Annotated in this window: 14 protein-coding genes; 7 read left to right on the forward strand and 7 right to left on the reverse strand. The window is 72.4% G+C overall.

Translation table 11 applies throughout. The annotated features are described in order from the left end of the window. Positions 1-74: 74 nt before the first annotated feature. Both glgP and ACFWZ2_RS26500 read right to left on the reverse strand, forming a co-directional pair. Positions 75-2732: an alpha-glucan family phosphorylase gene (glgP, locus tag ACFWZ2_RS26495; RefSeq protein WP_384549740.1), complete on the reverse strand. Its 2658-nt coding sequence runs from the start codon at positions 2730-2732 to the stop codon at positions 75-77. A gap of 108 nt (positions 2733-2840) precedes the next feature. Continuing rightward, positions 2841-4169, reverse strand: a complete 1329-nt coding sequence (locus ACFWZ2_RS26500) for a carboxylesterase/lipase family protein (protein ID WP_384549742.1) — start codon at positions 4167-4169, stop codon at positions 2841-2843. Between the two features lie 155 nt (positions 4170-4324). Here ACFWZ2_RS26500 and ACFWZ2_RS26505 point away from each other — a divergent pair, with 155 nt between their 5' ends. Further along, the gene (locus ACFWZ2_RS26505; protein WP_384549744.1) at positions 4325-6922 is read left to right on the forward strand and encodes a protein kinase; all 2598 of its coding nucleotides are present in this window, start codon (positions 4325-4327) and stop codon (positions 6920-6922) included. Positions 6923-6984: 62 nt separating this feature from the next. Then, the gene (locus ACFWZ2_RS26510) at positions 6985-9333 is read left to right on the forward strand and encodes a protein kinase (protein WP_384549746.1); all 2349 of its coding nucleotides are present in this window, start codon (positions 6985-6987) and stop codon (positions 9331-9333) included. A gap of 113 nt (positions 9334-9446) precedes the next feature. Here the strand turns inward: ACFWZ2_RS26510 and ACFWZ2_RS26515 are convergent, their stop codons facing one another. Next, on the reverse strand, positions 9447-9719 hold the full coding sequence (locus ACFWZ2_RS26515) for an IPT/TIG domain-containing protein (RefSeq protein WP_384549747.1): 273 nt from the start codon (positions 9717-9719) through the stop codon (positions 9447-9449). Between the two features lie 595 nt (positions 9720-10314). Continuing rightward, entirely contained in the window at positions 10315-10764 is a 450-nt protein-coding gene (locus tag ACFWZ2_RS26520) for a nuclear transport factor 2 family protein (protein WP_384549870.1), read from the reverse strand. Between the two features lie 360 nt (positions 10765-11124). Between ACFWZ2_RS26520 and ACFWZ2_RS26525 the strand changes: the two genes are divergently transcribed. The 5 genes from ACFWZ2_RS26525 to glgB all read left to right on the forward strand — a co-directional run bounded on the left by ACFWZ2_RS26525 (position 11125) and on the right by glgB (position 20283). Continuing rightward, positions 11125-12339, forward strand: a complete 1215-nt coding sequence (locus ACFWZ2_RS26525) for a S8 family peptidase (protein ID WP_384549748.1) — start codon at positions 11125-11127, stop codon at positions 12337-12339. A gap of 208 nt (positions 12340-12547) precedes the next feature. Beyond that, positions 12548-14554, forward strand: a complete 2007-nt coding sequence (locus ACFWZ2_RS26530; RefSeq protein WP_384549750.1) for an alpha-1,4-glucan--maltose-1-phosphate maltosyltransferase — start codon at positions 12548-12550, stop codon at positions 14552-14554. Then, entirely contained in the window at positions 14551-16269 is a 1719-nt protein-coding gene (gene treS / locus ACFWZ2_RS26535; RefSeq protein WP_384549752.1) for a maltose alpha-D-glucosyltransferase, read from the forward strand. The genes ACFWZ2_RS26530 and treS overlap by 4 nt, the downstream gene beginning before the upstream one ends. Before the next feature lie 118 nt (positions 16270-16387). Next, positions 16388-17839 (forward strand): maltokinase, encoded by a 1452-nt coding sequence (locus ACFWZ2_RS26540; protein ID WP_384549754.1) that lies wholly within the window; start codon positions 16388-16390, stop codon positions 17837-17839. Between the two features lie 224 nt (positions 17840-18063). Continuing rightward, positions 18064-20283 (forward strand): 1,4-alpha-glucan branching enzyme, encoded by a 2220-nt coding sequence (gene glgB / locus ACFWZ2_RS26545; protein ID WP_384549872.1) that lies wholly within the window; start codon positions 18064-18066, stop codon positions 20281-20283. Here glgB and ACFWZ2_RS26550 read toward each other — a convergent pair. The 3 genes from ACFWZ2_RS26550 to ACFWZ2_RS26560 all read right to left on the reverse strand — a co-directional run bounded on the left by ACFWZ2_RS26550 (position 20258) and on the right by ACFWZ2_RS26560 (position 23421). Continuing rightward, complete coding sequence (locus ACFWZ2_RS26550; RefSeq protein WP_384549755.1) at positions 20258-22507, reverse strand: HelD family protein; 2250 nt, start codon at positions 22505-22507, stop codon at positions 20258-20260. The two genes, glgB and ACFWZ2_RS26550, sit on opposite strands and share 26 nt — an antisense overlap. Positions 22508-22679: 172 nt before the next feature. Further along, entirely contained in the window at positions 22680-23012 is a 333-nt protein-coding gene (gene trxA / locus ACFWZ2_RS26555; protein WP_384549757.1) for a thioredoxin, read from the reverse strand. Between the two features lie 16 nt (positions 23013-23028). Then, complete coding sequence (locus ACFWZ2_RS26560; RefSeq protein ID WP_384549759.1) at positions 23029-23421, reverse strand: MerR family transcriptional regulator; 393 nt, start codon at positions 23419-23421, stop codon at positions 23029-23031. Positions 23422-23617: the final 196 nt, after the last annotated feature.

Raw genomic sequence — 23617 nt, forward strand, 5'->3', positions numbered from 1 at the left:
TCCCCGCGCCCCTGATCAGGGGCGCGGGGAACTGCGCGATCTTCTGGCCCGGCCACGGACACCCCGCGGCCAAGTCACCGCATCAACACCCCCGCCTCCTCCCCTGTCGCCTCGGAGGGAACCGCGACGAGCCCCAACTCGGCCCCGCTGGCCAGCAGCCGATGCGAGGGCAGAATCCGCACCGTGTACCCGAAGGGCCCCGTGCGGTCCAGCGCGAGAGGCCCCTCGTACACCCACCGCCCCTCCCCGTCCGCCCCGCTCGTCGGCTTCAGCGGAACCGGCGAGGCATCGGCGATGTGGTCCTCGGGGTCGACGCGCCCGGCGATCGCCTGGACCTCCACGTCGTCCGGGCCCAGCGCCCCCAGATGCACCCGTACCCGCAGGGACAGCGTGGCGCCCAGCTCGGCCGTCGCACCGGTCGCCGACGCCTCGACGTGGTCGACGGCGACCCGCGGCCACGCGGCCCGGACCCGCGTCTTCCAGGCGGCGAGCTCCCCCGCGGTCGTGGCGTCGAGCACGCGGTGCGCCCGCGCGGCAGGGACGTACAGCTTCTCGACGTACTCCCGCACCATGCGCCCCGCGAGCACCTTCGGGCCCAGCCGGGTCAGGGTTCTGCGGACCATCTCGATCCACCGGTCGGGCAGCCCGCCGGGCCCTTGCTCATAGAAGCGGGGGGCGACCCTCCGCTCCAGCAGGTCGTACAGGGCCGCCGCCTCCAGTTCGTCGCGCCGGTCGTCGTCGGTGGCCGCGCCGTCCGCCGTGGGGATGGCCCACCCGAAGTCCGGCTCGAACCACTCGTCCCACCAGCCGTCGAGGACGGACAGGTTGAGGCACCCGTTGAGGGCGGCCTTCATGCCGCTGGTCCCGCACGCCTCCAGGGGCCGCAGCGGATTGTTCAGCCACACGTCGCAGCCCGGGTAGAGCTTCTGCGCCATCGCCATGCCGTAGTCCGGCAGGAACACGATGTGCCGCCGCACGCGCGGGTCGTCGGTGAACCGCACGAGGTCCTGGATGAGCCGCTTGCCGCCGTCGTCCGCCGGGTGCGCCTTGCCCGCGACGACGATCTGCACCGGGCGTTCGGGGTGCCGGAGCAGCTCCATCAGCCGGTCGCGGTCGCGGAGCATCAGCGTGAGCCGTTTGTACGAGGGGACGCGGCGCGCGAAGCCGATGGTGAGGACGTCCGGGTCGAGCACCTCGTCGATCCAGCCCAACTCGGCGGTGGCGGCGCCGCGTTGCCGCCAGGAGTCGTGCAGGCGCCGCCTGACCTCCTGGACCAGCTGGGCGCGCAGTGTGCGGCGCAGCTCCCAGATGTCGGCGTCCTGGATGTCGGCCACCGCGTCCCACCGGTCGTCGCCCGGCGCGCCGCCGACGGAGAGGGCGCGCTCGGTGCGGCGTTCGCCGATCTGCCGGGCGCCGAGCCGGAACACCTCGGGGGCCACCCAGGTCGGGGCGTGCACGCCGTTCGTGATGGAGGTGATCGGGATCTCCTCGGCGTCGAACCCCGGCCAGAGCCCCGCGAACATCTCGCGGCTCACCGAGCCGTGCAGGGTGCTGACGCCGTTGGCGCGGCTGCCGAGCCGCAGTCCCATCACCGCCATGTTGAAGACGTTGGGCTCGCCGCCCGGGTAGGTCTCCATGCCGAGCCGCAGGATGTCGCCGACGTCGATGCGGGGCAGTTCGGCGTCGGGCCCGAAGTGGCGGGCGACCAGTTCGCGGTCGAAGCGGTCGATGCCCGCGGGCACGGGGGTGTGCGTGGTGAACACGGTCCCGGCCCGCACCGCTTCGAGCGCGGGGTCGAAGTCGCTGCCCTGGACGGCCAGTTCGTGGATGCGCTCCAGGCCGAGGAAGCCCGCGTGGCCCTCGTTCGTGTGGAAGACCTCGGGTTCGGGGTGGCCGGTGAGACGGCAGTACGTGCGTACGGCGCGCACCCCGCCGATGCCGAGGAGCATCTCCTGGAGCAGCCGGTGCTCGCTGCCGCCGCCGTAGAGCCGGTCGGTGACGTCGCGTTCGCCGGGGTCGTTCTCCTCGACGTCCGAGTCGAGCATCAGGAGCGGCACGCGGCCGACCTGCGCCTGCCAGACGTGGGCCCGCAGCGCGCGCCCGCCGGGCAGGGCGAGCGCGACGAGGGCGGGGGTGCCGTCGGCCTCGCGCAGCAGGGAGACGGGGAGTTCGTTCGGGTCGAGGACCGGATAGTGCTCCTGCTGCCAGGCGTCGTGGGACAGTGACTGGCGGAAGTAGCCGTGCCGGTAGAGCAGTCCGACGCCGATGAGGGGGACGCCGAGGTCGCTCGCGGCCTTCAGATGGTCACCGGCGAGGATGCCGAGGCCGCCGGAGTACTGCGGCAGGGCGGCCGTGATGCCGAACTCGGGCGAGAAGTAGGCGACGGCGTGCGGGAGTTCGGCACCGAGCCGGGCCCGCCCTTCGACGTCGCGGTCCCGCTCCTGGTACCAGCGGTCCCCGGTGAGGTACGCGCGCAGCTCGTCGGCGGCCTCGGCGAGCCGTCGCAAGTAGCTCTCGTCGCGGGCGAGTTCGGAGAGCCGCGCGGGCGACACGGCGCCGAGGAGCCGCACGGGGTCGCAGCCGGACGACTCCCACAGTCCCGGGTCGACGGACTCGAAGAGATCACGGGTCCGCGGATGCCATGACCAGCGCAGATTGCGGGCCAACTCGGCGAGCGCGCCGAGGGGTTCGGGAAGGACGGGACGTACGGTGAATCGACGGATTGCCTTCACGGTCTCCACCTTCGTACGGCGTGTACGTGTACGCGACGACGTGACGCATCGACGGTAGCCGCGGCCCGCCGTCCCCGACCACGGCGCGTCGGGGCGCGCGTCAGGGGATCAGGCCATCCGGCGGGACCGCGGCGGATCGTCGGCGAGGTCCGGCACGGCGTCCCAGCGGCGGGTGGCGCGGTGTGCCGTCGTGTGGCGCGGCCAGTCGGCGCCCGGGTCCAGGTCGCGGACGAAGGCGACCCAGGCGGCGTGCATCGCGTCGGCGAGGGCCTGCGGCGGGCCTTCGCCGGTGGCGGCGGTGACGCCTTCGGCGCCGAGCAGGTCGAAGGCGAAGGGCAGGTCGAGGCAGTGGAAGGCCAGGCCGTGCGTCGCGCCGGGCGCGGCCGACGGCCAAATGAACTCGTAGAGCCAGGTGGGGTGTTCACGTATCGCACGGGCCTCGGCGAGCCTGCGGGCGGGGGTGCGAAAGACGAGGTCGGTGAGGTCCTGGCCGCCGAACGCGTGGAACTCCTCGCGGGTGCAGCCGATGAGCAGCGGCACGTCCGCGGCCGTGTCGCTCTCCGTGAGCGCTTCGAGGACCGGCCGCGGCAGCACATCGCCGTCGGCGACCGGGCCGAGCAGCGGTCCGGGCAGCCGCTCCCGGTCGGGGCCCGGGGCGCTCAGGACGTCCTGGAGCGCGCGCAGCCGGTCGTCGGAGAGGTCGCGGAGCGCCGCCGCGGTCGCGGGCACGCCGGTGCGCCGGGTGAACAGCTCGGCCGCGGCGGGGCCCACCCACCGCTCCTGCGGATCGATCAGCGCGCCGGACATGGAGATCGCCGCGCGGAACAGGCCGCGGGCGGCCGGTGCGGCGAGGAGCGCCTGGACGGCGCCGCCGCCCGCCGACTGTCCGGCGACGGTGACCTTGGCCGGGTCGCCGCCGAACGCCGCGATGTTGTCGCGCACCCAGGTCAGCGCGGCGATCCAGTCGCGCACGCCCCGGTTGTCCGGGGCGTCGTCCAGGTGCAGGAAGCCCTCGATGCCGAGCCGGTAGCCGAGCGAGACGAGCACGACGCCGTCGCGGTTGAACGCCGCCCCGTCGTACCAGGGGCTGGCGGCGGAACCCGCGACGTAGCCGCCGCCGTGGATCCAGACGAGGACGGGCAGCGCGGCGCCCGGGTCCGGTGCGGGCGTGAAGACGTTCAGGTTGAGGGTGCCCGCGCCGGGGACGGACGGCTCGGGGATCGTGGCGCCGTCCACCGGGCCGTGGCGCTGCGCGGTCGGCCCGTACGCGGTGGCGTCCAGCGGTGCGGCCCACGGGGCGGGCGCCACGGGCGCGGCGAACCGGAGTCCGCCGACCGGCGGCGCCGCGTACGGGATGCCGAGGAAGCGGGCTCCGGTGGGACGGCGCTCGCCGCGGACCGGGCCGTGGGCGGTGGAGACGGTCGGCTGGTCGGCCATGGAGCCACTGGACACCTGATTCGGCCGTATCCGCAACACCGGTGCCCCGCATTCCGCACCCCCTCACCGGGCGACCCGCTGTAATCTGCAACCCGCTGACGCGTCACAGGGATTGACAACAGAAACATCGGGGGGCAGGGCTGATGATCGGCCGGTTGCGGCAGTCTTCGCCGCTGCGGATTGGTCCGTACGAGACGCTGGCGAGGCTCGGCGCGGGCGGCATGGGCGAGGTGTTCCTGGCCACGCGAGGGCCCTACGAACCCGACGCGCTGGTCGCCGTCAAGGCGATCCGCAAGGACCTCGCGGGCGACACCGGCTTCCGCGCCCGCTTCCGGCGCGAGCTCGCCGTCGCCGCCTCCGTCGACAGCCCGTACGTCGCCCGGCTCGTCGCGGGCGACGCGGACGAAGGCACCGAACAGCCCTGGCTCGCCACGGAGTACGTCGCCGGGCCGACCCTCGCCGAAGCGGTCCGCCGGCACGGCCCGCTCCCCACCGCGTCCGTCGCCGCGCTCGGCGCCGGGGTGGCCCGCGCACTCGCCGCGGTGCACACGGCGGGCGCCCTGCACCGCGACCTGAAGCCCGCGAACGTCCTCCTCGGCGCCGCGGGCCCCCAGCTCATCGACTTCGGCGTGGCCAGGGCGCTCGGCGCGACCACGATGACCTCGACGGGCCTCCTCGTCGGCACGCCCGGCTTCATGTCCCCGGAACACGTGGCGGGCGGCCGCCATGTGGTGGCCGCGTCGGACGTCTTCTGCCTGGCGTCGGTCCTGGCCTACGCGGCCACGGGCAGCGACCCGTTCGGCGACGGCCCGGTGGCGGCGGTGCTGTACCGGGTGTCGCGGGCCGAGGCCCGGCTGGACGACGTGCCCGCCGAGTTGCGGGAGCTGCTCGCCCCCTGTCTGGCACGGGAGGCGGGCGGACGCCCCGGGCCCGAGGAGCTTGCGGAGGGGCTCGCGGGGCTGATGGGGGCAGGCGCGGGGGCGGCAGATGCCCCCTGGCCCGCGTCCGTCCGGGGTGCCATCGCCGAAGTGCGGCGCGACGTGGCGCAGTTGTGCGCGGCGGGCAGCCCGCTGCTGCCGCTGCCCGAGCCCGGGCACGACGCCCCGCACCCGGCGACGCAGACGCCCACGCAGACACCGACCCGCACTCCGGCCGCACCGGGCACCCCCCTCTCCCCCGCCCAGGAAGTGCACGGGCTCCCCACCATGAGCGCGGCGGCGCCCGCCGCCCCGCGCCGCCGCGGCATCGGCCGCAAGGGCGCGCTCGCCACGGTCCTCGCGGTGGCCGTGGCGGGCGGGGCCGTCGGTGCGCTGCTCGCGTTGCGCGGGCCGGACGGGGACGGCGGAAGCGGCGGGCAGGGCGGGAGCGGCGGCGCGGGTCAGGGGTCGCCCGGCACGGGCGGGGGCGCGGCGGGGGCGTCCCCCGCCGAACTGGTCGCCCGGGCGGGCGTCGACTCCGCGGGCACGCTCGAACGCAGCGGCTCCGTCCCGCAGTTCAAGGCGCAGCGCCCCCGGGGATGGAAGCCGTGGCGCGCCACGTTCGGTCATGCGCCGATGAGTTGCTCGGCCGACACGAAGGCCGTGGTGTGTCTGCTGACCAACGGCACGTACGAGGCGCGCAGTGCCGTCGACGGCCACCGCCTGTGGACGTCCGACGGCCGGTCGGCGGCGGACGGCGACATGGGCGGCGAGGCGTACATCAGCCCGTCCGGCAACCTGTTCATGCCCGGCGACCAGCAGCATCCCGTGGTCCGCGGCGGCACCGCGGTGATCGCGTACAAGGGGCGCGTGCAGGTGCGCGACTCGGCGTCCGGGAAGGTCCGCTGGTACGTCGACGCCCCGGCCGGCACGCACTTCACCTCCGCGCTCCTCACCGACGAGCGCCTCGTCCTCGCGGCGGAGGGATCGGCGCGGGACGCGGAAGGGCCGAAGGGCGCCACGCTCCGGGCGTATCCGCTCGACGGCGGGACCCGGCCCGCATGGACGTACGAACTGAGCGGCGACACCCTCGCCGAGGCCGAGCTGGGCAACTACACCGCCGAGACCGCCCTGGACGGCGTCGTCTACGCCAACTCCAAGGACGGTGTCGTCGCCCTCCGGGAGAAGAAGGGCGGCCGGGTGGGCGGCGTCTACGACGGCGGCCAGTGTCTCGCCCTCATGGCCGCCCCGGCCGCGGGACAGATCCTGTGCACCCAGCACGTCGGCGACTCCGGCGGCCTCGACGACCCGACGGCCGACCCGCAGACCCGGGTGACCCGGCTCGACGCCAAGACCCTCGCGGTCAAGGGCGCGTTCGGCTTCAAGGCGCCGCCGATCGGCGCGGACGGGCACCCGGGGCGCGACATCGTGGTGAGCGCGGTCGCTTCGGGCACCGCGCTCGCGTACGACACGACCGGCGAGAAGCTCCTGGTCGCCGACGCGCGCAACGGCCGCATCACCCGCAAGGAGCCGCTCTCCGTCGCCGAGTACATGATCAAGGAACCGGTGTCGTCACCGGCGCTGCTCATCGGGGACCGGGCCCTGACCGCCGACAACTCCACGCTCAGGACCGTGCCGTTGACGGCCAAGGGCACGGCGAAGACCGTGCGCGTGCCCGGCGCCCCCGGCAACCGCACCCCCAAGGAGCCCGTCGACACCGGCACGGTGATCGCCGACAAGCCGAAGCCGCCGACGGTGCTTCCGCTGGGCGGGGTCGTGACGATCGTGTACGACCAGGGAACGGTCGTGTCGACGGCGCTCCCGCCCCGCTCCTGAACACCCTTGACCCGCACCCCACTTGCCCCACCCCCCTCGACTCGACGCCCCCAGGAGAAGCCGTGCTCGACCCCCTGTCCGGGCCGCCCCGCCACGTCGGCCCGTACCGGCTGCTCGCCGCCATCGGCGCGGGCGGCATGGGCGAGGTGTATCTGGCCCGCGGTCCTGGGCCCGGCGCGCCGCTCGTCGCGGTGAAGACCGTGCGGCCCGACCTCGACATCGACCGCGACTTCCGGATCCGCTTCCGGCGGGAGATCGCGGCGGCGCGGGCGGTGTCGGGGGCGGGCACCGCGGCGCTCCTCGACGGTGACGCGGACGCCGACGTCCCCTGGCTGGCAACGGAGTACGTCGCCGGTCCCTCGCTGGCCCAGACGGTGGGCCGCTGCGGTCCGCTGCCGGTCGACGCGGTGCGCGCGCTCGGCGCGGGGCTCGCCCGCGCGCTCGCCGCGGTGCACGCCGCGCAGGTCCTGCACCGCGACCTCAAGCCCGGCAACGTACTCCTCACCCCCGAAGGCCCCACCCTCATCGACTTCGGCATCGCCCAGGCCTTCGACGCGACGGCGCTGACGGCGGCCGGGATGGTGGTGGGCACGCCCGGCTTCATGGCGCCCGAGCAGATCGAGGGCGGCCATGCGGTGGTGCCCGCCTCCGACGTGTTCTCGCTGGGCGCGGTGCTGTGCTTCGCGGCGTCCGGGCGCGGCCCGTTCGACGACCAGGAACTCGCCTCGGTGATCTTCCGCATCGCACAGGGCGACGCGGACCTCTCCGCCGTACCGGAAGAGCTGCGCGAGGTGGTCGCCGGCTGTCTGCGTCCGGCGCCCGAGGACCGGCCGACGGCGGCGCGGCTCGCGGAGCGCCTCGCGGACCGCACCACCGCGTCCGTGCCGTGGCCCGCGCCCGTGCTCTCCCTCTTCGCCGAGCACAGGGAGGCGGTGGCGCGCTGCGAACGCGCCCTGGCGGAGGGCTCGTTCGCGGCGGCCGACACCGCGGCGGGCGCGTCCGGCAGCGGCCCGCGCCTGCCCACCCCGCCGCCGCCCGCACCGCTCGCGCCGCTCGCGCCCCCGTCCCCCACGCCCGCCGCGCCCCGCCGACGCGGCCGGTGGATCGCCGCGGCGGCGCTGGCGGCGGCCGCGGTGACCGTGGCGGCGGTGCTGATACCGGGGGACGGCGGGAGCGACGGGAACGGCGGGAACGGCGGGAACGAGGCGGGCGGCCCCGCACCCACTGCGCCGGGCGCGCCCGGGAAGTCCACCCGCGTCGTCACCGAGTACGGAAACCCCGGCCACTCCGGCGAGTTCGGGGCCGCCACGCGCGCCGCTGCCGCCCGGCCCGAGGGATGGCGGCCCTGGTCGGTGCGGCGCCCGAAGGGCCTGGACGACCGGGGGTACGGCTGTGTCCTGGTCGGCCCGAAGCTGGTGTGCAGGGACGGCAAGGGCGCGGCGACGGCCCTGGACGCGGCGACCGGCGCCCACCGCTGGACCTCGCGCGGCTTCACCGACCGCGCGGACGAGCTGCAGGGCATCCAGGTCCTGCCGCCCGAGAGCGACGGCAGGCGCGTCTACGTCCCCAGCGAGCGCGGTGTCATCGCCGTGGACGTGGCGTCCGGCGCGGAACGCTGGCGCAAGCCGCTGCCCTCCAACGCCGCGGTGATGGCACTCACCCAGGCCGAAGGCGTCGTCTACACCGCCGAGTTCAGCTTCACGGACGAGGCGTCGGGCTCCAGCAGGGCGATCGTGCGGGCCCGCCGCGGCCGCGACGGCCGCAGCCTCTGGACGTCGGACCCGCTCCCCACCAAGGTGCAGGGCCCGCTGCTCGTCAAGGACGGCCGGGTGTACGCGGCCCTGGAGGGCGACGGCGTGGTGGCCCTGTCCGCGAAGGACGGCGAACGCGCCGCGACCGCCCCCGACGAGAGCTGCAACGGCGTCGTCGCCCACCGCGACACGATCCTGTGCTGGGCCCTCGACCGCGCCGGAGTCCGCGTTCTGGACGCCACGACCCTCAAGCCGCGCCGCACCCTGGCCCCGGACCGCACGCCCGCGCTGCCCCCGGTGGTCGGCGATGCGGGCGTCCTGGTCGTGACGAGCCGCAACGAGGACACCGAGTCCCCGGTCACGCACTTCATGACGGCGTACGACTGGCGCACCGGCAAACGCCTGTGGCGCTACGGCGCCCCGCAGGACACCGTCACGGTCGCCCTCTCGGGCAAGCGGGTCCTCGCCGTCGGCCTGTACGAGATGTGGGGCCGGTCCACGGCGGACGACATCAACTCCTACCGCAGGAAGGACATTCCACGCCCCGACGGCGAGACGGAGTACGACGACCGCCGCGCCCTCGGGTCCCCCCTGTACGCGGGCGGCGCCCTCTTCGCCGACTCCGAGGACGGCAGGATCCTCTCCGGCTACTCGCCCTGAACCGGCGGGCGCGGGGCGGGCTCGGACGGGCGCGGGCGGGCACAGGAAGAGGGGCCCGGCGGTGGCCGGGCCCCTCTGGGGCGACCGGCGGCGATCAGCCGTCGGTCCGGTGATCAGCCGCTGGTGTAGCGGTAGCGCAGCCCGTTGCTGTAGCCGCCGCTGCTCTCGGCGACGACCCAGACCGGTCCCTCTTCGTGGGCCGGGGTGATGGTGACCAGCTTGGTCGCCGTCTGCTCCTTGATGATGGCCGCGTCGTGGTCGAAGTAGATGTCGATGACGTACTGCAGGTGGTTGCCGTGCACCGTCACCTGCTGGCCGCCGTCCACGGTCCCCGACGGGGGCTCGAAGCGGATGAGCTCGGGCCGCGGGTCGCTCTCAATGGCCATTCCCTGCTCCCTTGTTCGATGAGCGAGCGAAGAGCGTGCAGAGCGAAGGTAGCGGGCGTTCATTGCGGCGACCATGAAGAATATCCCCAACAGGCCACCCCCTCCCGCCCTTTTGACGCATGGCCCGTACGGCGCGCTTGACACTCTTTCACGCGGCCCCGAGCAGGGGATCCGAGTATCGGACCAGGAATACCCGGAAGATGTTGGCCCATAGTGCGCGCCGCGCCTCCCCACTCCGCCCCACCCCGCCGGAATGGCCACCGAAACACTGACCTGAAATCCCCGCGGAAGAATTATCAATGGCGCAACACGGCAGCAAAAAAGGCCCGCACCTCTGAGGGTGCGGGCCGCTATAGCTGCTGGCTGGGCCCGCACGACTCTGGCGTCCCGGAACGGTCCCGGCAAGAGGCGGAAGTCACCTTCGAGCGACGCCGTGCGGGCCCGAAGGAAACCCCGCACGCGACAGTTCCCGACGCTTCCTTCATGACTCGCGCAACTATAGAAATGCCCATCATGCAACGGCAGATGTCCGCCGGTACGGGAGAGGAAACCGAGTCACCCGAAACCCCATTCACCCCTCCGAAGAATTCCCCGTTCAACGATGTTCCACCTCAAGGGAGGCGACCCCCCGGCCATCTCCGCGCGGAATACGCGACGTGATATCGCATGCCCGGGCGATCCGCGCCGTGTCCCAGTAGAAGGGCCGGACCTCGGCGATCCGTCCGGCCCGCACCGTGAGCGTCTGCAGGATCGGGAAGGCGAGTTCGCTGCCGGTCGCGCGGGCGCGGGCGCGGATGTCGCTGTGGACCACCGAGACCTCCCCCAGGGCGAGGAACTCCTGGTGTGCGATGTCGAAGACCTCCCACGTTTCGCTCATCGCGACGAAGAAGCGGGTCATGCCCGCGTGGCCGCGCCAGGTGCCGCCGTACGGCAGGGCCTGCGCCTGGTGCAGCACGACATCGGGTGCGAAGTAGGGGGCGAGCACGTCGAAGGAGGCGCGGCCGGGGCCGCCCGCGGCCAGGTACTCCGCCTCGGCCTCGTACATGCCGGTCAGGACGCGCAGCGCGTCGCGGGAGCCGTGCGCATCGTGGGAGCCGTGGGAGCCGTGCGCGTCATGCGGGTCGAGCGGGTCGAGCGGGTCGAGCGGGTCGAGCGGGTCGACGGGAGCGTTCGTGGTCATGGTCACCACCCTGACCGGCCCGTCCGCCCCGGACCGGCGGCTATCGGACGTCGACCTCGCGCGACGGCCGCACTCCGTCCGGAAATCGCCGCAACCCTCACACACCCGTCACGGGCGATATGGCCGATTCCGCCCCCTCGTACGGCCTTGTGGCACTTCACACCGCACGAGAGGCTGCCCAGTAGCCAGTAGGGGAGGGAAGTTTTGGGGAGGGGAAGCCAGCGTATGACTCTGTCGCGCACCCGGCGCCTGCGGTGGACCGGAGCCGTCACCGCCGCCACCACGGCGGCGGTACTTTCGGCCATCACGTCACCCGTCAGCGCCGCCCCGTCCGAGGGACCCACGGGGCACATACTCGGCGCCGGGAAACCCGGCTCCGTCAGCAACAGCTACATCGTCACGCTCAAGGGAGGGACGAAGGCGCCGTCCGAGGCGGGCAAGGACCTCGCCGCCAAGTACGGGGCGAAAATACGCCACACCTACAGCACGGCGCTCAACGGCTATGCGGTGAAGGCCGGTTCGGTCGACGCCAAGCGGCTTGCCGCCGATCCGAAGGTCGCCTCGGTCGTCCAGGACAGCAAGGTGTCACTGCGGCACACCCAGAAGAACCCGCCGTCCTGGGGCCTCGACCGCATCGACCAGAACGACCTGCCGCTCGACAAGTCCTACACCTGGCCGGAGTCGGCGGGCGCGGGCGTCACCGCGTACGTCATCGACACCGGCATCCGCACCACGCACCACGACTTCGGCGGACGCGCCCACAGCGGCTGGGACTTCGTCGACAACGACGCCACCGCGCAGGACGGCAACGGCCACGGCACGCACGTCGCGGGGACCGTCGCGGGCGAGAGCTACGGCGTCGCCAAGAAGGCCGACGTGGTGGGCGTGCGCGTGCTCGACGACGCGGGGTCGGGGACGACCGCCCAAGTCATCGCGGGCATCGACTGGGTGACCAAGCACGCGAAGAAGCCCGCCGTCGCCAACCTCAGCCTCGGCGGCTACGCCAACGCCCAACTGGACGCGGCGGTACGCAACTCCATCGCGTCCGGCGTGACGTACACCGTCGCGGCCGGGAACGACGGACTGCCCGCGGAGCTCTACTCGCCCGCCCGCGTGAAGGAGGCCGTCACGGTCGGCGCGACCGACCAGAAGGACGCCCGCGCGAGCTTCTCCAACTGGGGCGGCAGGCTCGACCTGTTCGCGCCCGGCGTGGCGATCACCTCCGCGTCGAACGCGAGTGACACGGCCAAGGAGACCTTCTCCGGTACGTCGATGGCCTCGCCGCACGTCGCGGGCGCGGCCGCGCTCTATCTCGCCGACCACCCGTCGGCGCCGCCCGCGGAGGTCGCCAAGGCCCTCGTGGAGCGCGCGGTGCCCGGCAAGGTGACGGGCGGCGGGCCCGGTTCACCGAACAGGATCCTCCAGGTGAACAACCCGTAGGGCATATGCGTTGTGGACCGGTCCTGCCCTTGGGGGCGGGGCCGGTCTTGCATGTGCCGTTACGCGCTAGTAGTTAACAAAGCGCCGGATTGCGCACCCGACGCGCGTGGGCAGGCTCCTCCGGTACGCACTCCGGCGACAGGCCGGCACGCACCGCGGTACCTCTCCACACCCCCGTATCCGTGCACGCGGACAGGAGCGGTCACACATGTCTCTCGGCTCAACCTCGCAGCCCACCATCCCGATCCTGGACGTCCGTCCCGCCGTCCACTGCGGCCGAAAACCCGCGAAGGCCGTGCCGGGAGAAACGTTCCAGGTCACCGCGACCGTCTTCCGCGAAGGCCATGAGGCGGTCGCCGCCAATGTCGTCCTGCGCGATCCGGCGGGACGCCCCGGCCCGTGGACCCCGATGCGCGAGCTCGCCCCCGGCACCGACCGGTGGGGCGCGGACGTCACGCCGGACGCCGAGGGCCGCTGGACGTTCGCCGTGGAGGCGTGGGGCGATCCGCTCGCCACCTGGCGGCACCACGCGGGCATCAAGATCCCTGCGGGCCTGGACACCGATCTCGTCCTCGAGGAGGGCGCCCGTCTGCACGAGCGCGCCGCGGCCGGGGTCCCCCGCGCCGAACGACCGGTCGTCATCGGTGCGGCCGAGGCACTGCGCGACACGGGCCGCCCACCGGCGGCCCGTCTCGCTGCCGCGCTCACCCCGGAGGTGACGCGGGTCCTCGGACGCCACCCGCTGCGCGAACTCGTCACGTCCTCCGCACCGTTGCCCCTGCTGGTGGAGCGGCGCCGGGCCCTGTTCGGTGCGTGGTACGAGTTCTTCCCGCGCTCGGAGGGCGCCGTCGTCCGCGCGGGCGCCCCGCCCGTCTCCGGCACCTTCCGCACGGCGGCCGAACGCCTCCCCGCCATCGCGGAGATGGGCTTCGACATCGTCTACTTGCCCCCGATCCACCCCATCGGCACCACCTACCGCAAGGGCGCGGACAACTCCCTCTCCGCGGGCCCGGACGACGTCGGCGTGCCCTGGGCGATCGGTTCGCCGGAGGGCGGCCACGACGCCGTCCACCCGGACCTCGGCACGCTCGACGACTTCGACGACTTCGTCCGTACGGCACAGGGGCTCGGCCTCGAAGTCGCCCTGGACTTCGCGCTGCAGTGCTCCCCGGACCACCCGTGGGTGGACAAGCGCCCCGACTGGTTCCGCCGCCGGGCGGACGGCTCCATCGCGTACGCCGAGAATCCGCCGAAGAAGTACCAGGACATCTACCCGCTCGCCTTCGACAAGGACATGCCGGGGCTGATCGCGGAGACGGTGCGGCTCCTGCGCTTCTGGATGGGGCACGGCGTGCGCGTCTTCCGCGTCGACAATCCGCACACCAAGCCCGTGGTGTTCTGGGAGGAGGTGCTCGCGGACATCAACGGCACCGACCCGGACGTCATCTTCCTCGCCGAGGCGTTCACCAGGCCCGCGATGATGCGCACGCTGGCCGCCATCGGCTTCCAGCAGTCGTACACGTACTTCACCTGGCGCAACGGAAAGGACGAACTCACCGACTATCTGGTCGAGTTGTCGACGGAGACCGGGCACTATCTGCGGCCGAACTTCTTCGTGAACACCCCGGACATCCTGCACGCTTATCTCCAGGAGGGCGGCAGGCACGCCTTCGAGGCGCGGGCCGTCCTCGCCGCCACGCTGTCACCGACGTGGGGCGTCTACAGCGGTTTCGAGCTGTGCGAGAACGCCCCCGTGCGGCACGGCAGTGAGGAGTATCTGCATTCGGAGAAGTACCAACTCAGGCCACGGGACTGGGAGTCGGCGGCCCGCAGGGGCGAGACGATCGCCCCGCTCCTCACCGCGCTGAACCGCGTCAGGCGGTCCCATCCCGCCCTGCAGCAACTGCGCGACCTCCACTTCCACGCCACCGACAAGGAAGCGGTGATCGCCTACTCCAAGTCCGCGAACGGACCGGCGGGATCGAACACGGTTCTGGTGGTCGTGAACCTCGACCCTCACCACACCCAGGAGGCCACGGTGTCGTTGAACATGCCGCGACTCGGCCTCGGCTGGCACGAGGCCGTACCGGTGCGCGACGAGCTCACCGGCGAGACCTACCACTGGGGCAGGGCCAACTATGTGCGTCTCGGCCCGGGCGGCGCGCACATACTCGTCGTCGGGCGGACGTTGATCGGAGGGTCATCCACACCATGATCGTCAATGAGCCCGTCCAGGACACCTTCGAGGACACGCCCACCAAGGACCGCGACCCCGACTGGTTCAAGCGCGCCGTGTTCTACGAGGTGCTCGTCCGCTCCTTCCAGGACAGCAACGGCGACGGCATCGGCGACCTCAAGGGCATCACGGCCAAGCTGGACTACCTCCAGTGGCTCGGCGTGGACTGCCTGTGGCTGCCGCCGTTCTTCAAGTCGCCGCTGCGCGACGGCGGTTACGACGTCTCGGACTACACGGCCGTGCTGCCGGAGTTCGGCGACCTCGCCGACTTCGTGGAGTTCGTGGACTGCGCGCACCAGCGCGGCATGCGCGTGATCATCGACTTCGTGATGAACCACACCAGCGACCAGCACCCGTGGTTCCAGCAGTCCCGCAGCGACCCCGAGGGCCCCTACGGCGACTACTACGTCTGGGCGGACGACGACAAGCAGTACCAGGACGCGCGGATCATCTTCGTCGACACCGAGGCGTCGAACTGGACCTTCGACCCGGTCCGCAAGCAGTACTACTGGCACCGCTTCTTCTCCCACCAGCCGGACCTCAACTTCGAGAACCCGGCCGTACAGGAGGAGATCGTCTCGGCGCTGCGGTTCTGGCTCGACCTCGGCATCGACGGCTTCCGGCTCGACGCGGTGCCCTATCTGTACGCGGAGGAGGGCACCAACTGCGAGAACCTCCCGCGCACCCACGAACTGCTCAAACGCGTCCGCGCCGAGATCGACGCCCACTACCCGGACACGGTCCTTCTCGCCGAGGCCAACCAGTGGCCGGAGGACGTCGTCGACTACTTCGGCGACTTCGAACAGGGCGGCGACGAATGCCACATGGCGTTCCACTTCCCCGTCATGCCGCGCATCTTCATGGCGGTGCGCCGAGAGTCGCGCTATCCCGTCTCGGAGATCCTCGCCAAGACCCCGGCCATCCCCTCCGGCTGCCAGTGGGGCATCTTCCTGCGCAACCACGACGAGTTGACGCTGGAAATGGTCACGGACGAAGAGCGCGACTACATGTACGCGGAGTACGCCAAGGACCCGCGGATGCGCGCCAACATCGGCATCCGGCGCCGCCTCGCCCCGCTCCTGGACAACGACCGCAACCAGATCGAACTGTTCACCGCCCTGCTGCTCTCGCTGCCCGGCTCCCCGATCCTGTACTACGGCGACGAGATCGGGATGGGCGACAACATCTGGCTCGGCGACCGTGACGCGGTGCGCACCCCGATGCAGTGGACGCCCGACCGCAACGCGGGCTTCTCGTCCTGCGACCCGGGCCGCCTCTACCTCCCGACGATCATGGATCCGGTCTACGGCTACCAGGTCACGAACGTCGAGGCGTCCATGTCGTCGCCGTCCTCGCTCCTGCACTGGACGCGCCGGATGATCGAGATCCGCAAGCAGAACCCGGCGTTCGGACTCGGCTCCTACACCGAACTCCCCTCGTCCAACCCGGCCGTGCTCGCCTTCCTCAGGGAGGCTCCCGCATCCGGCGGGGGCGACGACGACCTGGTGCTGTGCGTGCACAACTTCTCGCGTTTCGCGCAGCCCACCGAACTGGATCTCCAAGTCTTCAACGGGCGCCACCCGGTGGAGCTGATCGGTGGCGTGCGCTTCCCGGCCATCGGTGAACTCCCCTACCTCCTCACGCTCGCCGGACACGGTTTCTACTGGTTCCGGTTGCGCAAGGAACCGGCGTAGGCTCCGGCAGCGCGACACTCTCGCGGGGCGGTTTCCACCGCCCCGCCCTGGGCACTCCTACGCACAACCGGCACTCCCGCACTCTGCCTTGTCCGCGACGCGGAAAGGACGCGACGCCATGTCGGAAGCCGCCACCCGCCCCCATGCGAACTCCGGCGCGCTGCTCGCCTCGCTCGACCCGCTGCTGCGCGCCTGGCTGCCGCGGCAACGGTGGTTCGCGGGCAAGGGACGCCCGATCAGCGTCCTCGAACCGGTGTCGGTGACCGAACTGCTCCCGCCCAGCTCCCCCACGGGCCTGCTGCACCTCCTCGTGCGGGCCCGCAGGCCGATGGTCCCCGCCCAGGACACCGCGGCCGACGGCAGGACCGCCGAACGCGCCGCAGACTGCTACCAGTTGCTCATCGGCGTACGCCGCGCCCTGGCCCCGCATCTGGCCCCCGCGCTGATCGGCCACGTCACCACGGGCCCGCTCGCCGGGTACACGGTGTACGAGGCGCTGCACGACCCGCACCTGATGACGCTGCTCCTGGAGCGGCTGCGGATGCCCGGCCGGCACGGCGTGCTGCGCTTCGAGCGCGACCCGCACACCGACATCCCCTCCGGGCTCACCCCGCGCGTGCTCACCGCCGAGCAGTCCAACTCCTCGGTGGTGTACGGCGATACGTTCATCCTCAAGCTGTTCCGCCGCGTCATGCCCGGCGTCAACCCCGACCTGGAACTGCCGCTGCACCTCGCGCGCCGGGGCTGCGCACGGGTGCCCGCGCCCGCCGCGTGGTTCCACGCGGACCTCGCGACCGAGACGACCGCCACGGCCGACACCTACGGGCTCGGCGTGGTCCAGCCCTATCTGGCCGGGGCCGAGGACGGCTGGGAGCTCGCCCTGCGCATGCTCGGCAAGGGCGAGGACTTCACCGGCGAGGCACGGACGCTCGGCCGGGCCACCGCCGAGGTGCACAGGGATCTCGCCGCCGCGCTGCCCACCGTCTCGCTCGGCCGGGCCCAGGTGGAGCTCATCGCCGACGGCATGGCGGAGCGCCTCGGCGCCGCGGCGCAGGCCGTCCCCGCGCTGCGGCCGTTCGCGCCCGCGCTGCTCACCGCGTACGAGGCGCTGGCCGACCTGGGCGGCGAAGGCGGGTCCCCGACGGCATGGACCGCCCAACGCGTCCACGGCGACCTGCACTTGGGGCAGTTCCTGCGCTCCCCCGACGGCACCTGGTCGCTCATCGACTTCGAGGGCGAGCCCGCGCGCCCGCTCACCGAACGCCGCATGCCGCAGCCCACCGCCCGGGACGTCGCGGGCATGCTGCGGTCCTTCGACTACGCGGTGTCCTCCGCCGAGCCGCGGACGCCCGAGTGGGCCGCGGACTGCCGGGCCGCGTACTGCGCGGGGTACGCGGACGTCTCGGGCCGCGACCCGCGCATGGACCCGGTGCTGCTGCGCGCCCACGAGACGGACAAGGCGGTCTACGAAGTCCTCTACGAGGCCCGCCACCGCCCCGACTGGCTGCCGGTCCCGCTGGCCGCGGTCCGCCGTCTCGCCCGGAACGGCTCCACCGACGACGCCCACTGACCCACTCCCCGGAGGAGGCCCACCCCGTGACCCCGCGCCCCCGCAAACCGTCCGACGACGAAGCCACCGCGCAGCCCCAGGGCCCGAAGGGCGCAGGAAAGGCCGCCGGCACCACCAGGAGCGCCAAGAAGACTGCGAAGACCGCCAAGACCGCGAAAAGGGCGACGGCGGCGAAGAAGGCGACGGCGAAGGCCCCCGCGAAGCCCGCGCCGCGCGTGCCGCCCATGCCGGCCGCGCCCGTCGCGGCGGAGTCCCCCGTCCCCGACGACGACCGCGGCCGCCTCCTGAGCGGCACCCACCACGACCCGCACGGCGTGCTCGGCGCCCACCCCGTGCCCGGCGGCATCGCCTTCCGCGCGCTGCGGCCGTACGCCAAGGCCGTCGCCGTCGTCGCCGCCGAGCTCCGCGCCGAACTGCACGACGACGGCGACGGCTTCTTCTCCGCCGTGCTGCCGCTGCGGTCGGTGCCCGAGGACTACCGGCTCCGCATCACGTACGAGGAAGCGGAACTGGAGATCCCCGACGCGTACGGATTCCTGCCCTCGCTCGGCGAGTTCGACCTGCATCTGATCGGCGAGGGGCGGCACGAGCAGCTGTGGGAGGCGCTCGGCGCCCGGCCGATGACCCACCAGGGCGCGACCGGCACCCGGTTCACGGTGTGGGCGCCCAACGCAAGGGGCGTACGGATCGTCGGGAACTTCAACTTCTGGGACGGCACCGGCTTCCCGATGCGGTCGCTGGGCGGCAGCGGCGTCTGGGAGCTGTTCGTGCCGTCCGTCGGCGAGGGCGAGCTGTACAAGTTCGAGATCACCCGGCCCGACGGTTCCACGACGCTGCGCGCCGACCCGCTGGCCCGCCGCACCGAGGCGCCGCCCGCGAACTCCTCGGTCGTGCACGAGTCGCACCACGAATGGCACGACGCGGACTGGCTCGCGCGACGCGCCGAACTGCCGGTCCACCGCGCGCCGTTCTCCGTGTACGAGGTGCATCTGGCCTCCTGGCGGCCCGGTCTGACGTACCGCCAGCTCGCCGAGCAGCTCCCCCCGTACGTCGCCGACCTGGGGTTCACGCACGTCGAGCTGATGCCCGTCGCCGAGCACCCCTTCGGCGGCTCCTGGGGCTATCAGGTCACCGGCTTCTACGCGCCGACGGCCCGTCTCGGCACCCCCGACGACTTCAAGTATCTGATCGACGCGCTGCACCGGGCGGGGATCGGCGTCCTGATGGACTGGGTGCCCGCGCACTTCCCGCGCGACGACTGGGCGCTCGCCGAGTTCGACGGCAGGACGCTGTACGAGCACGAGGACCCGGGCCGTGCCGCGCACCCCGACTGGGGCACCCTGGAGTTCGACTACGGCCGCAAGGAAGTACGCAACTTCCTGGTAGCCAACGCCAGTTACTGGTGCGAGGAGTTCCACATCGACGGCCTGCGCGTCGACGCGGTCGCCTCCATGCTCTACCTCGACTACTCCCGCGAGCACGGCGAGTGGACACCGAACGTGCACGGCGGCCGCGAGAACCTCGACGCCGTCTCCTTCCTCCAGGAGATGAACGCCACCGTCTACCGCCGCGCCCCCGGCGTCGTCACCATCGCCGAGGAGTCCACGGCCTGGGACGGCGTGACCCGGGCCACCCACCACAAGGGACCCGGCGGCTTCGGCGGTCTCGGCTTCGGCCTGAAGTGGAACATGGGCTGGATGCACGACTCCCTCGGCTATGTCGCCAAGGAGCCGGTGCACCGCAAGTACCACCACAACGAAATGACGTTCTCGATGGTGTACGCCTACAGCGAGAACTACGTCCTGCCCATCTCGCACGACGAAGTGGTGCACGGCAAGCGGGCACTGGTGTCGAAGATGCCCGGCGACTGGTGGCAGCAGCGCGCCAACCACCGCGCCTACCTGGGCTTCATGTGGGCCCACCCCGGCAAGCAACTCCTGTTCATGGGGCAGGAGTTCGCCCAGGGCGCCGAGTGGTCGGAGGGGCACGGCCCGGACTGGTGGCTGCTCGACCCCGCATACGGCGCCGAGCCCGACCACCGGGGCGTCCGCGATCTCGTCCGCGACCTGAACACCCGCTACCGCGGCGAGAGCGCCCTGTGGCAGCGCGACACCGACCCCGGCGGCTTCGCCTGGGTGGCCGGCGACGCCGCCGAGGACAACGTCTTCGCCTTCCTGCGCTATGCCTCCGAAGACACAGCGGCCGCGCCGCTGCTCGCCGTCTCGCACTTCTCGCCGGTCGTCCGGCACGCCTACCGCCTGGGCGTCCCCGACGAGTTCGCCGCCTGGCAGGAGATCCTCAACACCGACGAGGCCCGCTACGGCGGCAGCGACGTCACCAACCCCGACCCGCTCAAGCCGGACCCGGTGCCGTCCCACGGCCGCCCCGCGTCACTGCGCCTGACCCTGCCGCCGCTGGCTACGGTGTGGCTTCGACCTGCTTGAGCGCGACCGGCAGTTCCTCGGCGTACAGGATGCCGAGGCGCTGGGTGGCCCGGGTCAGCGCCACATACAGATCGCTCGTGCCGTACCGCGCGGGCTCGACGACCAGGACCGTGTCGAACTCCAGGCCCTTCGCCTGACGCGGGTCGATCAGGACGACCGGCCGCGTCAGGTCCGGGGCCTCCCCGGCCGTCACTCCGGGGAGCTGTGCGGCGAGCTCCGGGTGGAGTTCGCGCGGGGCGATCACCGCGAGGCGGCCCTCGTCCCGCCGCTCCGCCGCCACCGCGTCGGCCACGGCGGCCGCGAGGTCCTCGGCGCGGCGCGTCCAGGGGCGCACGCCCGTGGACCGCACCGAGCTCGGCGGCCGGAAGTCGGGGTTCCCCGCAAGGCGCGGCACCTCGGCCGCCACGTCCATGATCTCCACGGGCGTGCGGTAGTTGACGCCGAGCCGGGTGTACTCCCAGCGGTCCTGGACGTACGGCGCGAGGATGCTCTCCCACGAGCCGCAGCCGCCCGCCTCCGCGGTCTGCGCCGGGTCGCCCACGAGCGTCATGGAGCGGGTCGGGCAGCGCCGCATGAGCAGCCGCCAGGCCATCGCCGAGAGCTCCTGCGCCTCGTCGACGATGATGTGCCCGAACGCCCAGGTGCGGTCGGCGGCCGCGCGCTCGGCGGCGCTGCGGTGGTCGGCCTCCTCGTGCCGCTCGGCCATCCGCTCGGCGTCGATGATGTTGTGCGCGAGCAGGACCTCGGCGTCCTCCTCGTCCTTGTCCTCGAACTCGTACGTACGGGACGCGCGCGAGACGTCGAGGACGCCCTGCGCGTACGCGATCTCCTTGGCCCGCTCGGCCTCGGCCGCCGCCCGCTCGGCGCTGTCGTCGTGCCCGAGCAGCTCGGCCGCCTCGTCGAGCAGTGGAACGTCGGCGGCCGTCCAGGCCGAGCCGCGCGGCCTGCGGATCGCCGCGGCGTCCTCCTCGCCGAGGCCCGTCGGCTCCTCCAGGTAGCAGGCGACGAAGCCCTCGGGGGTGAGCGTGGGCCACAACTCGTCGATGGCCGCGTGCACTTCGGCGCTGGCCGCGATGCCCTTGCCGAGCTGCGCGATGTCGTCGGGGCCCAGGAAGTTGGGGCCGCCGTACGGGTCGGCGCCGATGCGGTCGGCGAGCTGCCGGGTCAGCGCGTCGATGATCCGGAAGGCGAAGTGCGGGCGCCCCAGGTTGTGCGGCACGTCCGCGGCGCGGGCCGCCTCGCGCGCCTGGTCGGCGACCGTCCAGTCCAGGATCAGATCGCCGTCGTCGTGCGCGATGACGACGGGCTCGCCCGGCTCGGGGGTCCGCTGCCGGTCGCGGACGGCGGCGGCGAGCACGTCCGCCATCTCCGCGCGGCCCTTCACCTCGGCCGCGGCGGGGCCGTCGGTGCCCGTCGCGGTCACGCCGGGGAACAGCTCGCCGACCGTGGAAAGGAGCACCCCCGTCTCGCCGAGCGCGGGCAGCACCTCGCCGATGTAGCCGAGGAACGCCGGGTTCGGGCCGACGACCAGGACCGCCCGCTTGGCGAGCAGTTCACGGTGCGCGTACAGCAGGAACGCGGCACGGTGCAGCGCCACGACGGTCTTCCCGGTGCCGGGGCCGCCCTCCACCACGAGGACACCGCGGTGCGGGGCGCGGATGATGCGGTCCTGCTCGGCCTGGATGGTCTGCACGATGTCGTGCATGCGCCCGGTGCGCGCCGAGTCGAGCGCGGCCAGCAGCACCTCGTCGGCGTCGGCGCCCTCGAAGCCGGTGCGCGTGGTGTCGCTGAGATCGAGGATCTCGTCGTGCAGGTCCGTGACCTCGCGGCCCTTGGTGGTGATGTGCCGGCGCCTGCGCAGGCCCATCGGCGTATGCCCCGTCGCGAGATAGAAGGGGCGCGCGACATCGGCACGCCAATCGATCACGAGTGGGGTGCGTTCGGCATCGGAGTCGCGGATACCGATGCGCCCGATGTGGTGATCACGGCCGTCGCGGAATTCGAGCCTCCCGAAGCAGAGCCCGTTCTCCTCCGCGTTGAGGGCGGCGAGCACACCGGACTGCTCCGCCACCATCACATCGCGCTCAAGGCGCGCCTGCAGACCGTTGCCCACCTGCGACAACGACGCCTTCACGGCGGTCTCGGCCTCCTCGCGCAGCGCGTCCAGACGCGCGTACAGCCCGGAGACGAATTGCTGCTCTTCCCGCAATTCCTCGGTTGACAATTCAGCCCCTCGCCGGTTACAGTGCTCTTATAAAGCTTCCCGTGAAGCCGTCATGCGTAAATGACAAGAGCTTCGCGAAAGAATCTAATATACGCAGAGAAATGCCCCGGACGTCAATTCGTCCGGGGCATTTCTCTTGAGCGGGGACCTTCAGTCCGTCGAGCGAGGGTCCTCAGAGCACGTCGGCGAGATCCGCGAGCAGCTTCCGCTTCGGCCTGGCCCCCACCATCTGCAGCACGGGCTCACCCCCACGGAACACGATCATGGTCGGCGCCGAGAGCACCTTGTAGGCGATCGCGGTCTCGGGACTCCGGTCCACATCCAGCTGCACGATCTTCAGCCGGTCCGCCTCCTCCCGCGCCATCTCGCTCAGCACCGGCGCGAGCTGCCGGCACGGCCCGCACCAGTCCGCGGTGAACTCCACGAGCACCGGCCGGTCCGTCTCACGCAACACCTCCCCCTCGAAATCCGCGTCCGTCACCTCGGCCACACCCACTGCCTTCATGCCGCTCTCCTCGTCCTCATCCCGTCAGTTCGCACCGCGGCTCGGGCCCGCCTTCGAGCGCCGCCTCCGCGCGCGCCAGCTGCGCACCGACCTGAGCCCGCACCGCACCCAACTCGCCGATCAGCGCGTCGAGTTCGCTCAACTTGCGCCGATACACGTCGAGCGAGGCGGGACACGAGTCGCCCTCCGGATGCCCGGAACGCAGACACTCCACGAAGGGCCGTGTCTCCTCAAGATCGAACCCGAAGTCCTGCAGGGTCCTGATCTGCTCAAGGAGCCGCACGTCCTCCTCGTCGTACGTGCGGTACCCATTGCCGGTACGCCGCGCGGGCAGCAGCCCACGCGCCTCGTAGTAACGCAGCGCCCGTGTCGTCGTCCCCGCCCGCGCCGCGAGCTCGCCGATTCGCATGCCCCGACCGTAATCCTTGACCCGGACGTCAAGGCCAGCACCGCGGGCGACGACCGGGTCGTCGGCCTCCTCCACGCCACCGTCCGCTGAGCCGCCTCTTGGCCTCCGCTATACGAACAACGTTCCTTCGCCAACGTGAAGTAAAGATGCATCCCCGATCCCTCCAAGTGGCGAAAAAGCGGTTCCTTTCACCGGC

The sequence above is a fragment of the Streptomyces sp. NPDC059002 genome (assembly GCF_042740435.1).
Taxonomy (GTDB): domain Bacteria; phylum Actinomycetota; class Actinomycetes; order Streptomycetales; family Streptomycetaceae; genus Streptomyces.